The sequence below is a fragment of the Nioella nitratireducens genome (assembly GCF_001879715.1).
In the GTDB taxonomy this organism is placed as follows: domain Bacteria; phylum Pseudomonadota; class Alphaproteobacteria; order Rhodobacterales; family Rhodobacteraceae; genus Nioella; species Nioella nitratireducens.
In genome coordinates this window covers 14,342-28,758 of the sequence record NZ_MNBW01000004.1, presented here as the reverse complement: position 1 = coordinate 28,758, position 14,417 = coordinate 14,342, and the positions used below count along the sequence as shown (strand labels likewise).

Annotated in this window: 16 protein-coding genes; 14 read left to right on the top strand and 2 right to left on the bottom strand. The window is 64.5% G+C overall.

Annotated features, from left to right (window positions below):
- Positions 1 to 65: 65 nt before the first annotated feature.
- From soxX to gph, 11 genes are all read left to right on the top strand, one after another.
- The gene (gene soxX / locus BKY27_RS04420) at positions 66 to 524 is read left to right on the top strand and encodes a sulfur oxidation c-type cytochrome SoxX (protein ID WP_071673237.1); all 459 of its coding nucleotides are present in this window, start codon (positions 66 to 68) and stop codon (positions 522 to 524) included.
- Between the two features lie 37 nt (positions 525 to 561).
- Positions 562 to 987, top strand: coding sequence for a thiosulfate oxidation carrier protein SoxY (gene soxY, locus BKY27_RS04415; protein WP_071673236.1), 426 nt, complete (start codon positions 562 to 564; stop codon positions 985 to 987).
- Positions 988 to 1,012: 25 nt separating this feature from the next.
- On the top strand, positions 1,013 to 1,336 hold the full coding sequence (soxZ, locus tag BKY27_RS04410; protein WP_071673235.1) for a thiosulfate oxidation carrier complex protein SoxZ: 324 nt from the start codon (positions 1,013 to 1,015) through the stop codon (positions 1,334 to 1,336).
- A 42-nt stretch (positions 1,337 to 1,378) separates the two neighbouring features.
- Complete coding sequence (gene soxA / locus BKY27_RS04405) at positions 1,379 to 2,227, top strand: sulfur oxidation c-type cytochrome SoxA (protein ID WP_071673234.1); 849 nt, start codon at positions 1,379 to 1,381, stop codon at positions 2,225 to 2,227.
- 98 nt (positions 2,228 to 2,325) lie between these two features.
- A complete protein-coding gene (gene soxB, locus BKY27_RS04400; RefSeq protein ID WP_071673233.1) occupies positions 2,326 to 4,023 on the top strand; it encodes a thiosulfohydrolase SoxB in 1,698 nt (565 codons plus the stop codon).
- A 54-nt stretch (positions 4,024 to 4,077) separates the two neighbouring features.
- Positions 4,078 to 5,349, top strand: a complete 1,272-nt coding sequence (gene soxC, locus BKY27_RS04395; RefSeq protein WP_071673232.1) for a sulfite dehydrogenase — start codon at positions 4,078 to 4,080, stop codon at positions 5,347 to 5,349.
- Positions 5,333 to 6,385 (top strand): c-type cytochrome, encoded by a 1,053-nt coding sequence (locus tag BKY27_RS04390; RefSeq protein ID WP_071673231.1) that lies wholly within the window; start codon positions 5,333 to 5,335, stop codon positions 6,383 to 6,385. Before soxC ends, BKY27_RS04390 begins: the two co-directional genes overlap by 17 nt.
- A 114-nt stretch (positions 6,386 to 6,499) precedes the next feature.
- Positions 6,500 to 6,934 (top strand): DUF302 domain-containing protein, encoded by a 435-nt coding sequence (locus BKY27_RS04385; RefSeq protein WP_071673456.1) that lies wholly within the window; start codon positions 6,500 to 6,502, stop codon positions 6,932 to 6,934.
- Entirely contained in the window at positions 6,931 to 8,160 is a 1,230-nt protein-coding gene (gene hemA, locus BKY27_RS04380; RefSeq protein ID WP_071673230.1) for a 5-aminolevulinate synthase, read from the top strand. Before BKY27_RS04385 ends, hemA begins: the two co-directional genes overlap by 4 nt.
- A gap of 159 nt (positions 8,161 to 8,319) precedes the next feature.
- A complete protein-coding gene (locus tag BKY27_RS04375) occupies positions 8,320 to 9,240 on the top strand; it encodes an MBL fold metallo-hydrolase (RefSeq protein WP_071673229.1) in 921 nt (306 codons plus the stop codon).
- 66 nt (positions 9,241 to 9,306) lie between these two features.
- On the top strand, positions 9,307 to 9,969 hold the full coding sequence (gene gph, locus BKY27_RS04370) for a phosphoglycolate phosphatase (protein ID WP_071673228.1): 663 nt from the start codon (positions 9,307 to 9,309) through the stop codon (positions 9,967 to 9,969).
- Here gph and BKY27_RS04365 read toward each other — a convergent pair.
- The gene (locus BKY27_RS04365; protein WP_071673227.1) at positions 9,951 to 11,042 is read right to left on the bottom strand and encodes a Gfo/Idh/MocA family protein; all 1,092 of its coding nucleotides are present in this window, start codon (positions 11,040 to 11,042) and stop codon (positions 9,951 to 9,953) included. The genes gph and BKY27_RS04365 overlap by 19 nt on opposite strands.
- Positions 11,043 to 11,048: 6 nt before the next feature.
- Positions 11,049 to 11,762 (bottom strand): GntR family transcriptional regulator, encoded by a 714-nt coding sequence (locus tag BKY27_RS04360; RefSeq protein ID WP_199559071.1) that lies wholly within the window; start codon positions 11,760 to 11,762, stop codon positions 11,049 to 11,051.
- Between the two features lie 95 nt (positions 11,763 to 11,857).
- Between BKY27_RS04360 and BKY27_RS04355 the strand changes: the two genes are divergently transcribed.
- The 3 genes from BKY27_RS04355 to BKY27_RS04345 are packed head-to-tail and all read left to right on the top strand — an operon-like array spanning position 11,858 to position 14,414.
- On the top strand, positions 11,858 to 13,012 hold the full coding sequence (locus tag BKY27_RS04355) for an LLM class flavin-dependent oxidoreductase (protein ID WP_071673226.1): 1,155 nt from the start codon (positions 11,858 to 11,860) through the stop codon (positions 13,010 to 13,012).
- A 2-nt stretch (positions 13,013 to 13,014) separates the two neighbouring features.
- A complete protein-coding gene (locus tag BKY27_RS04350) occupies positions 13,015 to 13,908 on the top strand; it encodes an aldo/keto reductase (protein ID WP_071673454.1) in 894 nt (297 codons plus the stop codon).
- Positions 13,905 to 14,414, top strand: coding sequence for a flavin reductase family protein (locus BKY27_RS04345; protein WP_071673225.1), 510 nt, complete (start codon positions 13,905 to 13,907; stop codon positions 14,412 to 14,414). The genes BKY27_RS04350 and BKY27_RS04345 overlap by 4 nt, the downstream gene beginning before the upstream one ends.
- The last annotated feature ends 3 nt before the right edge of the window (positions 14,415 to 14,417 follow it).

Below are 14,417 nucleotides of genomic sequence, written 5' to 3'. Positions count from 1 at the left end.
GAATTTAATGTTGCAAAGACTCGACCCCGGCCCCTATGGTGGACGAAAGAATACAAACGGGAGGAATGGACGTGAAACTTACAGCTCTTGCAGCTGGCGCGCTGATGATCGCTGCCCCCGCGATTGCCGATGAGGTGGCGCCGGGAGATGTGGTTTTCGGGGAGTATGGCGTGGTCGAAACCTCGCTGACCGGCGTGGTCGGCGACCCCGCCGCGGGCCGGGATACTTTCGCCAACCGCAGGCTGGGAAACTGCCTGGCGTGCCACCAGAACAGTGACCTCGCCAACGAACAGTTCCACGGCAACGTGGGGCCAACCCTCGACGGGGTGGGCGACCGTTGGACCGAAGCCAACCTGCGTGGGATTCTCGTCAACGCCAAGAACGTGTTCCCCAACACCATGATGCCCGCCTTCTACGTCAATGAAGGCTTCGTAAATGTCCGAGAGGATCTGGCCGGTCAGACCATCCTGTCGGCGCAACAGGTGGAAGACGTGGTCGCCTACCTGATGACGCTGCACGACTGACCGCATCCAGAGATCGAGAGTTCAGGAGGAGAAAACAATGAACCTGACGCGCAGACAGGCGCTCATCACGGCGATCAGCGCCGCAGCCGTTGCGGGCTTTGTGCCGCGCTCGGCGATGGCCACCACGATGGAAGAGGCGATGGCCGCCTTCACCGGCGGGGCCGAGGCCACCGAGGGCGGGGCCGTCATCATTACCGCGCCCGAAATCGCCGAGAACGGCAACACGGTGCCGGTGGAAGTGGCGGCAGAGGGCGCTGCCCGCATCACCATCTTTGCATCCGGCAACCCCAACCCCGAGGTCGTAACCTTCGCCTTCGGGCCGTTGGCCGCCGCGCAGCGCGCGTCTACCCGGATTCGCCTCGCGGGCACTCAGGACGTGATCGTCGTGGCCGAGATGGCCGACGGTTCGTACCAGATGGCCGCGCAGGAAGTAAAAGTCACCATCGGCGGCTGCGGCGGCTGAGCGAGTATAGGAGGAGAGAAAGACCATGGAAGGTGTTCGCCCCCGCGTCCGCGTCGACAATGCCACCGAGGCCGGTGCCAGTGTCGAAGTCAAAACCCTGATCAGCCACCCGATGGAATCGGGTCAACGCCGGGATGGTGACGGGAACCTGATCCCGCGCCAGATCATCAATCGGTTCACTGCCGAATATAACGGGGAAATGGTGATCGACATTGCCATCGACCCGGCAGTGTCCACCAACCCCTATTTCGAATTCGACGCCACGGTGCCGGAGCCCGGCAGCTTCACCTTCACCTGGTACGACGATGACGGAGATGTCTACACCGCCACCGACGACCAGAGCTGGTAAGCGGTCGGGCATCCAGGAAAAGAAAACCAAGGGAGGACCAAGATGCCAGGATATACGCGCAAAGCGACGCTGGCCGTTCTGCTCGCAGGGACGGTCATGGTTGCGCCGGCACTCGGCGACGAATCCGCCGAACTGGTGATTGATGGCGAGACCCTCATCACCCGCGCCCCGGCCCCCGAGCACATGGAAAACATGAGCGAGATCATGTCGGGGTGGCTGTTCCGCTCGTCGGAAACACAGGCCGTCCAGATGGACGACTTCGACAACCCGGGCATGCTTTATGTCGATGAGGGCCTCGACCTGTGGAACGTCGTGGAAGGCGAGGCGGGCGAGTCCTGCGCGTCTTGTCACGGCGACGCGGAATCGATGGCCGGCGTCCGCACGCAGATGCCGCATGTGAACGAGAACGGCGAGTTGTGGGCCATGGAGGACTACATCAACAATTGCCGCACCGAACGCATGGGCGCCGAAGCCTGGGGCTGGGAAAGCAACGAGATGCTGTCGATGACGACGATGATCTCGTACCAGTCCCGCGGCATGCCGATGGATGTGCAGATCGACGGGGAAGCCGCCCCCTATTGGGAGCAGGGCCGCGAGATGTACTACACCCGCACCGGCCAGTTGAACTTTTCCTGCGCCAATTGCCATGAGGACAACTACGGCAACATGCTGCGGGCCGATCACCTGTCGCAAGGGCAGATCAACGGTTTCCCGGTCTACCGCCTGAAATGGGCGGGCGTCGGCTCGATCCACCGCCGTTTGCGCGGCTGTATCACCGACACGCGGGCGGAAACCTATGGGCGCGGCTCTGACGAATTGACAGCGCTGGAGCTTTACGTCGCGTCCCGCGGCAACGGCTTGTCGGTCGAGGCCCCCTCGGTCCGAAACTGATCATCCGTCGGTCCAATTGGTCCGCCATACGACTTGACCTCCCGGCGATACGTCGGGGGGACACCTGACCCTTTGCCAACTGGAACGGAACCAACCGCATGATATCCCGCCGTGAATTCTTACAGGCCTCTGTCGCCGCCTCGGCCATTCTGGGGGCGTCGGGCACGGGCAAATGGGGCCGGCTCGCCGCGCAACAAAGCCTGATGACGCAGGACGACCTGCTGAACATGGCGCCGGTAGGCAATGTCACGCTGATCCACGTGACTGACATTCACGGTCAGATGAACCCGATCTATTTCCGCGAACCCGAGATCAACCTCGGCGTCGGTCAGGTCGAGGGCCTGCCGCCGCATGTGACCGGGGCCGATTTCCTGAATATGTACAACATTCAGCCCGACAGCCCCGAGGCCTACGCGCTGACCTACGGCGATTTCTCGGCCCTGTCGCAGCAATATGGCCGCATGGGCGGGCTCGACCGGATCGCCACCGTCGTCAACGCAATCCGCACCGAGCGCCCCGGTGCGCTGCTGCTCGATGGTGGCGATACCTGGCAGGGGTCGCTCACCGCGTTGCGCACCGATGGCGGTGACATGGTGCGGGCGATGAACCTGCTCGGGGTCGAGGCGATGACCTCGCATTGGGAATTCACCCTTGGCATCGACCGCGTCACGCAGATCGTTGAAAACGAGCTGAATTTTCCCTTCCTCGGCGCCAATATCTTCGACGCCATGTGGGATGAACCGGCCTACGAGCCCTACAAGATGTTCGAACGCAACGGCGTGCAGATCGCCGTGATCGGGCAGGCTTTCCCCTATATGCCGATCGCCAACCCCGGCTGGATGTTCCCGGATCTCAGCTTCGGCATCCGCGAAAGCCGCGTGGCCGAAATGGTCGCGGAAGTGCGCGCAAACGGGGCCGAGGTGGTGGTGCTGCTGTCGCATAACGGCTTCGACGTAGACCGCAAGCTTGCCAGCCGCGTGCCCGGCATCGACGTCATCCTGACCGGCCACACGCATGACGCGCTGCCGGAACCCGTGGTGGTGGGCAACACGCTGCTGATCGCCACCGGAAGCCACGGCAAGTTCGTCAGCCGGGTTGACCTCGACGTGCGCGACGGCGGGGTGCAGGGCTATGGCTATCGCCTGATCCCGGTCTTCTCGGACGTGATCGCGGGCGACCCCGAGATGCGTGCCCTGATCGACGCCGAGCGCGCGCCCTACCAGGCGGAGCTGGGCGAGGTTCTGGGCCAGACCGTCGGCACCCTTTACCGCCGTGGCAACTTCAACGGCACATGGGATGACCTGCTGTGTCAGGCCATGCTGGAAGAGCGCGAGGCCGATATCGCCCTATCGCCCGGCTTCCGCTGGGGCAGTTCGGTGCCCGCCGGGCAGGACATCACGCGAGAGCTGCTCTTCAACGCCACCGCGATGAGCTATCCGGAATGCTACCGCTCTGAAATGACGGGAGAATTTATTCATACCATCATGGAAGACGTGGCCGACAACCTGTTCAACACCGACCCCTATTACCAGCAGGGCGGCGACATGGTGCGCGTCGGTGGCATGGGCTACCGCATCGACATCAGCCAGCCGCAGGGCAGCCGCATCTCCGAGATGACGCTGCTTTCGACTGGCGAGCTGATCGACCCGACCCGCACCTATACCGTCGCCGGATGGGCCAGCGTGAACGAGGGCACCGAGGGTCCGCCGATCTGGGATGTGGCGGAAAGCTACATCCGCCGGGTCGGCACCGTGGATATTCAGCCGAACCGATCCGTCATCGTCAGCGGAACCTGAGGCCAAGGGATGAGCAACATGACTGAAAAAGACAGAGGTGAGCGGAGAACTCAGATGACCGACAGTCACCAGAAAGACGGCCCCACGCGCCGCAGTTTTCTTGCGGGGTCTGCCGTGGCCGGGGCGGCTGCCCTGACCGGCACCGCCGCCCGCGCCACCGATCCCGATCCGGCGATCACCGAGGTGCAGCCCTGGGCGCGCTACTTGGGCGACGGCGTCGATGCGCGGCCCTATGGCCATCCTTCGGAATACGAGGCACAGGTGGTGCGCCGCAACGTGGAATGGTTGACCGCCGATACCACGTCGTCGGTGAACTTCACGCCGATTCACGAGCTTGACGGTATTATCACCCCCAATGGATTGTGTTTCGAGCGTCACCACGGCGGCATCGCCGAGGTCGACCCCGCGCAATACCGCCTGATGATCAACGGCATGGTCGACCGCGAGTTGATCTTCACCCTGGAAGACCTCAAGCGCTTTCCGCGCGAAAACCGGGCCTATTTCCTTGAATGCGCGGCGAACTCGGGCATGGAATGGCGTGGCGCACAGCTTAATGGCTGCCAATACACCCACGGCATGATCCATAACGTGATGTATACAGGCGTCCGCCTGCGCACCCTTCTGGAAGAGGCTGGTGTTCAACCCGCTGGCGAATGGCTGCTGGCCGAAGGGGCCGATGCGTCCGCGATGACCCGCTCGATCCCGATGGAAAAGGCGCTCGACGATTGCATGGTCGCCTTCAAGATGAACGGCGAGGCGCTGCGCCCCGAACAGGGCTACCCGGTGCGACTGGTCGTGCCCGGTTGGGAAGGCAACATGTGGGTCAAGTGGCTGCGCCGTCTGGAAGTGGGCGACCAGCCATGGCAGCAGCGCGAAGAAACGTCGAAATATACCGACCTTCTGGCCGATGGCCGCGCCCGCCGCTTTACCTGGGAAATGGACGCGAAATCCGTCATCACCAGCCCGTCGCCGCAGGCCCCCATCACGCACGGACCCGGTCCGATGGTTCTGACCGGTCTGGCGTGGTCGGGTCGGGGTACCATCCCGCGCGTCGATGTCACGATTGACGGCGGCATCAACTGGGTCGAGGCCCGGATGGATGGCCCAAGCTGGGACAAGTCGCTGCATCGGTTCTACTACGAGTTCGACTGGGACGGCTCGCCCATGATCCTGCAAAGCCGCGCGCATGACAGCACCGGTTATGTGCAACCTACCAAGGACGCGCTGCGCGACGTGCGCGGCGAAAATTCGATCTACCACAATAACGGCATCCAGACCTACGCCGTGGCAGCCGACGGGAGCGTTGAAAATGTCGAAATCGCTTAAGCTTCTGCTGACCGCCGCCACCGTCGCCGGTCTCGGGGCCGTGGCACAGGCGCAAACCTACGGGCTGGGGCGCGAAGCGCTGCCCGAAGAGGTGGCCGCATGGGACATCGACGTGCGCCCCGACGGGCTTGGCCTGCCGGAAGGTTCGGGATCGGTGCTGGAGGGCGAGGATATTTTCCTTGAACGCTGCGCCAGCTGTCACGGCGGTTTCGCCGAGGGGGCCGGCCGCTGGCCGCCGCTGGCGGGCGGGCAGGGGTCGTTGTCCTCGGACGATCCGCTCAAGACCATCGGCTCCTATTGGCCCTATCTCTCGACCGTGTGGGACTATGTCCACCGCGCCATGCCCTTCGGCGATGCACAATCGCTGGAACCGGACGAGGTTTATGCGATCACGGCCTTCCTGCTTTACATGAACGATGTGGTGCTGGACGACCAGTTCGTTCTGTCGAACGAGAATTTCACCGACATCCACCTGCCAAACGAGGACGGGTTCTTCATGGATGACCGGGAAGAAAGCCCGCTGTTTCCGCCGCACGACGTCTGCATGACGAACTGCGCCGACAGCGTGGAAATCGTGATGCGGGCCAACATTCTGGACGTGACGCCCGAGGATGCCGCCGCCCGCGAGGCCCGCGCCGCCGTTGCTGCCGGGACCGAAACGGCCGCCGCCGAGGAACCGGCCACGCAAGAGCCCGCCGTGGACGAAAACGCCATCGACATGGAGCTTGCCGCCGAGGGCGAAAGGCTCTTCCGGCAATGTGCCGCCTGTCACCAGGTTGGCGAAGATGCCCGCAACCGGGTCGGGCCAATACTGAACGGGGTCGTCGGGCGCCATGCCGGGGCTGTGGACGGGTTCCGCTATTCCGGGCCGATGACGGACGCGGGCGACTCCGGCTTGATCTGGACGCCAGAAGAGATCGACGCCTTCCTCGAAAACCCGCGCGCGTACATGAACGGCACGCGCATGACCTACCGGGGCCTCGATGATGCGGACGACCGCGCGGCGATCATCGAATACCTGCGCACGCAGGAATGACACCGGGGCGATGGGGCAGGCGGGTCACCTGACCCTCCGCCTTCCCCGGTGAAAACAAGCGGTCCCGCCGCCTGATGCGGCGGGCACCAGTCAACAACGGGGAGAACCGATATGATCCGACAGCTGTCCCTCGCTGCCCTTCTGGTCGCCGCAGGCACCACCGGCGCGCTGGCCCAACAGGCCGTCACCTACAGTTTCGACGGCAGTTTCGACGATGCCGCCTTCGGCGTGGAAAGCGCCATCGTGGGCCGGGGGTTGGTCATCGACTACACCAGCCATGTGGGCGAGATGCTGGAGCGCACCCGCGCCGACACGGGCAGCGACGTGGTGATCTTCGACAACGCCGATATCTACCTGTTCTGCTCGGCCCTGGTGTCGCGCGACGTGATGGAAGCCGATCCGATGAACATCGTGAACTGCCCCTACAGCGTCTTCGTGACCGACATGGATGGTCAGGTGCAGATCGGCTATCGCGTGATGTCCGAGCCGTCGATGGCCCCGGTCCAAGACCTTCTGGATGCCATCGCCCGCGAGGCCGCCGGGCAATGACGTCCCGGCCCTATGACACGTTCTTCAGGGCACAGCTCGATGCCCTGAAGGACGACGGCAACTATCGCGTCTTCGCAGAGTTGGCGCGCCAGTGTGGCGCTTTTCCACAGGCCCGGAACCATGGCGATCATGGCGCGGAAGAGGTCACCGTCTGGTGCGGCAACGACTATCTCGGCATGGGCCAGCATCCCCGCGTTCTGGCAGCCATGCACGAAACCATCGACGCCTGCGGCGCGGGCGCTGGCGGAACGCGCAATATCTCTGGCACGACCCATGCGCATGTTGCGCTGGAACGCGAACTGGCCGACTTGCACGGCAAGGATGCGGCTCTGCTGTTCACGTCGGGCTACGTGTCGAACTGGGCCTCTCTTTCGACGCTGGGGTCGCGCCTTCCGGGCTGCACCATCCTGTCGGACAGCCTGAACCACGCCTCGATGATCGAAGGCATCCGTCACGCCCGTTGCGACCGCCAGATCTGGCGGCACAATGATGTCGAAGACCTCGACCGGCGGCTGGCGAAGCTGGACCCGGACGCGCCCAAGATCGTCGCCTTTGAAAGCGTCTATTCGATGGACGGGGATATTGCCCCGATTGCCGAGATCCTTGACGTGGCCGAGCGGCACAACGCGATGACCTATCTCGACGAGGTACACGCGGTCGGGCTTTACGGTCCGCGCGGCGGCGGCATTGCCGAACGCGAGGGGCTGATGGATCGGGTGACGCTTGTCGAGGGCACTCTGGGCAAGGCTTTCGGCGTGGTTGGCGGCTATATCACCGGCTCGGCGGCATTGGTCGATTTCATCCGCAGCTTTGCCAGCGGCTTTATCTTTACAACGGCCTTGCCCCCCGCCATCGCCGCGGCGGCGACGGAATCGATCAAGGTGCTGAAGGGCTTTGAGGGCGCGCGGTTGCGCGCGAAACAGCAACGGCAGGTGGCGCGTCTGCGCGCGCGGCTCGACGGCATGGGCATCCCGCATCTGCCCAACCCCAGCCATATCGTGCCGGTGATGGTCAAGGACCCGGTCAAGTGCAAGATGCTGTCGGACATCCTGCTGGACCGCTACGGCATCTACGTGCAGCCGATCAACTACCCCACAGTGCCCAAGGGCGAAGAGCGGTTGCGCTTTACCCCGTCGCCCTTGCATGACGATGACGCGGTGGACCGGTTGGCCAATGCCTTGCACGACCTGTGGAGCCAATGCGCCCTGGCCCGGGTGGTGGCGTGAACGGATAGGGTGGCGTCGCCGCCTTTGGGCTGCGACCGGCGGGGGACCAGCCCCCGTTGCCCATTGGGCTTGGCCCAGTGCCGCCCGATGAACGACCCGCCCGGGGTATTTTCACAACCAAGAAGGGGCGATGGCTCCGGTCACAAGGGGAGACATGAGATGAGCACGATCACGCGCAGGATGCTGATGGCGGGGGCGGCGGGCCTCGGGGCGGCGGCGCTGATGCCGCGTTGGCTGCACGCCTCGATGCAGATGGGTGAGTGGCAGATCGACACGTTGAGCGACGGTCATCTTGTGCTGCCCGCCGATTTCATTCTTGGGCCGATGCCCGAGAACGCGGTGGCGCCGATCCTCGCCCGACACGGGCTGACCGGCGCGACGGAGCTGACGCCGCCCTGTAACGTGACACTTCTGCGCGGGCAGGGGCGTGTGGTGCTGTTCGACGCGGGATCGGGCCCGGCGTTTCAGCCGACGGCAGGCAGCCTGCTGGACGCGCTCGACGCGCTTGAGATAACCCCGCAGGAGGTGACGGACGTGGTGTTCACCCATGGCCATCCCGATCACCTTTGGGGGGTGTTGGACGATTTTGACGAGCCGGTCTTTTACGCGGCGCGGCATGTCATGGGGGCCGGGGAACTGGCCTATTGGACCGACCCCGACACGGTGTCCACGATCGGCACCGCGCGGCAGGCCTTTGCCGTCGGCGCAGCGCGGCGGTTGCAGATGATGGGCGACCAGATGCAGACCTTCGCCGACGGTGACACGGTGCTGCCGGGGGTGACGGCATTGATGACGCCGGGCCATACGCCGGGGCACATGTCGTTCCTTGTCGACGGAGGCGGGACGCCCACGCTGATCATCGGGGACGCCATCGGCAACCATCACGTGGGGTTCGAGGCGCCCGAGATGCCCTCGGGCTCGGACCACGACATGCCGACCGCAGCGTCCACGCGGTTGACGCTGCTTGACCGGATCGTGGCCGATGACATGCCGGTCGTGGGCTTTCACCTGACCGGGGGTGGCATGGGCCGGGTGGACCGGATGGGGGCGGCCTATCGCTTTTTGCCCGGTGTGCTGTAGTCGGCGACGCGCCTTGACGCTGTCCATGGGGTCTGCAACGTAGCCGTGTCAGCCACAGGAGGCCCCATGGCGCGCATCGTTTTCGACCTCGACGGGACGCTGATCGACAGCCTGCCGGACATCCATGCCATCGCCAATGCCGTTCTGGCCGAAGAGAGAGCAGAGCCGTTGTCGCTGGAGGAGGCGCGCGGGTTCGTGGGCAAGGGCGCTGCGGTGTTCGTGGCCCGGATGCGGGCCGCGCGCGGGCTGGCGGATGCCGATCAAGAGCGCCTGCACGCGGGGTTTGTCGGGCGGTATGACAAGGCAGTGGGGCGGACGCATCCCTATCCCGGTGCCGTCGCGGCGCTGGAGTCGTTGCGGGCGACGGGCCACAGGCTGGGGCTGTGCACCAACAAGCCGATGTCCCCGACGCGCGCGGTACTGGACCACCTCGATCTGGCGCGATTCTTCGACTCGGTCCTTGGCGGCGACAGCCTGGCTGCGAAGAAACCCGATCCCGCGCCGCTTCATGCCGTCTTTGCAGCACTTGGGAACGGGCCGATGATCTACGTGGGCGACAGCGAGGTCGATGCCGAAACCGCCGTGCGCGCCGGCGTGGCGTTTTTGCTGTTTACACAAGGCTATCGGAAGACGCCGGTCGCAGAGCTGCCCCATGCCGCCGCCTTCGAGCAGTTCGACGCGCTGCCCGGCTTGGTCGCCGGGCTGCTGGATCAAAGCGTGACTGCCTGACCGGTTCGGGCCGACTCCTGCGCTGCCATCCCCATCCGCACCGCCCAATCGCCATCGCCGAGCGAGACCTGCGGCTGCCCGCCAGCCAAGACCGCCTGCTGGAACAACCGGTGCTGGTAGAAGGTCGACCCGTTGTGATCGCCCGCCGCCAACAGCGCGGGATCGACGGGGATGTCGCGTTCCTCGGGGCCTTTGGGCGCGCGCGGGCTGACCACCAGTTTCGGCACTGGCGGCGCACCCAAGTGGTCGGGCCAGAACCGGCCGGGGCCGGGCACCAGCGCCTCGATCTTGCCGGTGGGGCCGACGGCGCTGATTTCCTCCTGATAGCGGGCCCCTTCGGCGAACATGCACAGGTCCAGCATCGCTCGCGCGCCATTGGCAAAATCGACGATGACATAGGCGTTGTCCCAGATATCCGGGGTCTCGCCGTCATAGGCCTCGTCGAGATGGTTCACGGATTGCCCGGCAGAGGCCATGACGCGCAGCGGATCGGCCCCGATGGCCAGCCGCATCAGGTCGAAGAAATGGCAGCATTTTTCCACCAGCGTGCCGCCAGTGTTGCGGTTGAACCGGTTCCAGTCGCCGACTTTCGGCAGGAAGGGAAAGCGGTGTTCGCGGATGGTCAGCATCCTGATGCCTCCCGTCGTCGCAGCAGCCTGATCGAGGAAGGAGGCAATCGGCGGCATGTAGCGGTATTCCATCGCCACCCAGACCAGGGCCGGATAACTGGCGCGAAAGGCCTCCAGCCGGGGCGCGTCGGCCGGGTCGGTATAGAGCGGTTTTTCAACCAGAACGGGCAGGGGGCGAATGCGGGCGATCTCTTCCAACTGGCCGATATGCAGGTGGTTGGGCGAGACGATCAGCAGCACGTTCACGGCGTCGAGGGCCAAAAGCTCTGCGATGCTATCGAAGAAGACCGCGCCGGGGGCAAGTCGGGCGGCCTCGTCGCGCATGGCTGGATCCGGCTCCAGTATGGCGGCGACCTCGGCGTTCTCAAGCAGCGCGATATTGCGGATATGCTCTTGTCCCATCATGCCGCAGCCGATGATCCCGTAGCGCAAAGTGGCGGTCATTTTCTGTTACCTCATCCGGGTGACGTGGCGCGCCGTGTCGGCGTCGAACCAGTTGCGTGAAACTTCTGCGATGCTGCCGTCGGGCGTGTGGCTGATCCGGTCGACCAGACCACAGGGCGTGCCGGGGCGTGGCGGAAAGGCGTCGGGCGCCCAAACGGGGACGGTGCCGACACCCACGCGATCCTCGGCGCGGGTGATGCGCAGGCCCAAGGCTTCGCGGTAATGCAGGTAGAGCGACTCGGACACCGCTTCGGGGTCGAGCGCCTTGGCATAGGCCCCGTCGAGCCAGATTTCCTCAAGCACGGCGGGAATTCCAGAGAGGAATCGCAGGCGGCGAATCCTGTGCGCGTCGATTGATGCACCGAAAGCGGGCAGGTCGGCGGGCTTTTGCATCCGGGTGATGTCGAGCACTTTCGCCGTTGGCAGACCGCCGCCACCCTTCAGCTCGATACGGAAGAAGGCGTAGACCCCGGCGGGCGTCGCCACAGGCCGAACATAGTTGCCGGACCCATGGCGGCGGTCCAGTAATCCCCGGTTTTCAAGCTCGGCAAGCGCCTTGCGCAGGGTGCCGACCGAGATCGACAGGTCGGCGGCCATCCGGCGTTCCGGTGGAAAGCGCTCGCCCTCCAGATAGCGCCCGGCTGCAATGTCACGGGTCAGCATTTCGCTGATCTGCAAATAGACCGGCAGCGAACCGGCGGGTTTGGCGGGAGGGGGCACGATTGGCGACTCCAGAAAATTGATACATTATTGATCTACATATGCGACGGTGATACGCAAGAGGGAGATTTAGCTTTTTGGGAGGAAGCACCAGCATGACAGTCGTCCCCATCACGTCGCCCGATCTGGACGCGGCAGAGGTTTCGTGGTTCGCGGCCCTGTGCTCGGACGATTACGAGTATCTCGGCGTGCCCGACGGCGCGTTGCGGTCAAGCTGGGAGCATTGCTCGGGCATTCTGCAAGAGGCCGAGCGGCAGGGCTTTCGCAACATCCTGTGCCCGTCCTCCTATCAGGTGGGGCAGGATACGTTGAGTTTCGTGGCCGGGTGCGCCCCCATCACCGACCGCATCAACATGCTGACCGCCGTGCGCTGCGGCGAGATGCAGCCGATCATGCTGGCCCGTACCATCGCCACACTGGACCACATGCTGAAGGGGCGTCTGACGGTCAACATCATCTCGTCCGACTTCCCCGGCGAGGTCGCGGAAAGCGCGTTGCGCTACCAGCGGTCGCGTGAAGTGGTGGAGATTCTCAAGCAGGCGTGGACGCAGGACGAGATCAATTACCAAGGTCAGGTATATCATTTCGAGGGTCTGACGACCGATCCGGCCAAGCCCTATCAGACAGGTGGCCCGCTGCTCTATTTCGGCGGCTATTCCCCCGCCGCGCTGGAGCTATGCGGCCAGCATTGCGACGTCTACCTGATGTGGCCGGAACCGAAAGAGCAACTGGCAGAACGGATGAAGGCGGTGAACGCCGTGGCCGAGAAATACGGGCGGACGCTGGATTACGGTCTGCGTGTCCATGTGATCGTGCGCGATACCGAGGCCGAGGCGCGGGACTACGCGGACCATCTCGTATCCAAACTGGACGACGAATACGGGCAACTGATCCGCGACCGGGCGCATGACTCGATTTCGCTTGGCGTGGCGCATCAGGCACGGGCGCGTGAACTGGCCGACACGTTCGGCTATATCGAACCGCATCTGTGGACCGGCGTTGGCCGCGCGCGGTCGGGCTGTGGCGCGGCACTCGTCGGCTCCACCGACCAGATCCTGACCCAGATCGAAGAGTACAAGAAGATGGGCATTCGTGCCTTCATCTTCTCGGGCTACCCGCACATGGATGAATGCCAGAGCTTCGGCCAACGGGTCATGCCGCATCTGAAAACCTGCTCGCTGCCCGAGGCCTATGGCCGGGTGCCGAGCACGCCGCCGCAAACCCCGCTGGCCGCAGGAGAGCGTCGATGAGCATGGAGCGCGTTTCCCTTACCCCCGATCTCAGCCTGTCGCGGCTGGTCTACGGCATGTGGCGCGTGGCCGATGATGCAGACACCTCGCCCGCCCATGTGCAGGCCAAGATCGGCGCCTGTCTGGATCAGGGGATCACCACGCTGGATCAGGCAGATATTTACGGCGACTACGGCGCGGAAGAGGTTCTCGGTGCGGCTTTCGCGGCCGCCCCCGGCCTGCGCGATGCCGTCGAACTGGTCACTAAGTGCGATATCGTCGCGCCGATCGGGAAATATGCCGACCGTCGTGTGAAGTACTACGACACCAGCGCTGCGCATATCACGGCCTCGGTCGAGGCCTCGCTGACCAACATGCACACCGATCGGATCGACCTGTTGCTGATCCACCGGCCCGATCCGCTGATGGACCATGTCGAAACGGGGGGCGTGCTGGATGCGCTGGTGGCCTCTGGCAAGGTTCGCGCCGTGGGCGTCTCGAATTTCAAGCCGCATGACTGGGCGCTGCTGCAATCCGCCATGTCGACCCCGCTTTGCACCAACCAGATCGAAGCCAGCGTTCTGCACCACGCACCCTTTGCCAATGGCGATATCGCGTGGATGCAAAAAGATGGTATCGCCCCGATGGCGTGGTCGCCCCTTGGCGGCGGGCGTCTGTTTTCCGACGAAGGCGCTGCCGTCCACGCCGTGCTGTCCCGGATAGGCACAGAGCAGGGCGTTGACGCCACCGCCGTGGCCGTGGCGTGGCTGCTGGCCCATCCCGTCGGGATGCTGCCGGTGATGGGCACCAACAGCCTGTCCCGCATCCGCGCCATTTCCGACGCCTGCAAAGTCTCGCTCGACCGGGAAACGTGGTTCGAGATCTACACCGCCGCCTTGGGACAGGAGGTGCCATGAGCATGCAATCCGTCATAACCCCCGACCCGTCCGATGCAGCAGCGCTGCGCGGCGCGCTGTCGCGGTTCGGTACGGGCGTCACCATCGTCACCACCAAGGGCGAGGCCGGTCCGGTCGGGATCACCGCGAACAGCTTTTCCTCGGTGTCGCTCGACCCGCCACTGGTTCTTTGGTCCGTGTCGCGCGGCTCCAGCCGCTATCATCACTTCGCCAAGGCCGAACATATGGCCATCCATGTGCTGTCGAGCGACCAGCAACCGCTCTGCCGGGCGTTCTCGAAATCCGCCCATGCGTTTGACGAGGCCGCCTGGGAAGAGGGCGCGCATGGCGTGCCGCTGCTGACCGGCTGTCTCGCGCGGTTCGAATGCGAGCGCTACGCCGATTACGACGGCGGCGATCATGTCATCCTTGTGGGCCGCGTCACCCGCGCGGTGCTGCACGAGGGCGATCCGCTTCTGTTTTGGGGCGGCAGTTTCGGCGGCTTCGCCTGCGGCGGGGACGGCTGAGGC

Excerpts from the sequence above, each read along its gene's own strand:
- soxX (WP_071673237.1), top strand. The coding sequence starts at position 66 with ATGGACGTGAAACTTACAGCTCTTGCAGCTGGCGCGCTGATGATCGCT.
- soxB (WP_071673233.1), top strand. The coding sequence starts at position 2,326 with ATGATATCCCGCCGTGAATTCTTACAGGCCTCTGTCGCCGCCTCGGCC.
- BKY27_RS04355 (WP_071673226.1), top strand. The coding sequence starts at position 11,858 with ATGACAGTCGTCCCCATCACGTCGCCCGATCTGGACGCGGCAGAGGTT.
- gph (WP_071673228.1), top strand. The coding sequence starts at position 9,307 with ATGGCGCGCATCGTTTTCGACCTCGACGGGACGCTGATCGACAGCCTG.
- BKY27_RS04375 (WP_071673229.1), top strand. The coding sequence starts at position 8,320 with ATGAGCACGATCACGCGCAGGATGCTGATGGCGGGGGCGGCGGGCCTC.
- soxA (WP_071673234.1), top strand. The coding sequence starts at position 1,379 with ATGCCAGGATATACGCGCAAAGCGACGCTGGCCGTTCTGCTCGCAGGG.
- BKY27_RS04390 (WP_071673231.1), top strand. The coding sequence starts at position 5,333 with ATGTCGAAATCGCTTAAGCTTCTGCTGACCGCCGCCACCGTCGCCGGT.
- hemA (WP_071673230.1), top strand. The coding sequence starts at position 6,931 with ATGACGTCCCGGCCCTATGACACGTTCTTCAGGGCACAGCTCGATGCC.
- soxZ (WP_071673235.1), top strand. The coding sequence starts at position 1,013 with ATGGAAGGTGTTCGCCCCCGCGTCCGCGTCGACAATGCCACCGAGGCC.
- BKY27_RS04365 (WP_071673227.1), bottom strand. The coding sequence starts at position 11,042 with ATGACCGCCACTTTGCGCTACGGGATCATCGGCTGCGGCATGATGGGA.
- soxC (WP_071673232.1), top strand. The coding sequence starts at position 4,078 with ATGACCGACAGTCACCAGAAAGACGGCCCCACGCGCCGCAGTTTTCTT.
- BKY27_RS04350 (WP_071673454.1), top strand. The coding sequence starts at position 13,015 with ATGGAGCGCGTTTCCCTTACCCCCGATCTCAGCCTGTCGCGGCTGGTC.
- BKY27_RS04345 (WP_071673225.1), top strand. The coding sequence starts at position 13,905 with ATGAGCATGCAATCCGTCATAACCCCCGACCCGTCCGATGCAGCAGCG.
- soxY (WP_071673236.1), top strand. The coding sequence starts at position 562 with ATGAACCTGACGCGCAGACAGGCGCTCATCACGGCGATCAGCGCCGCA.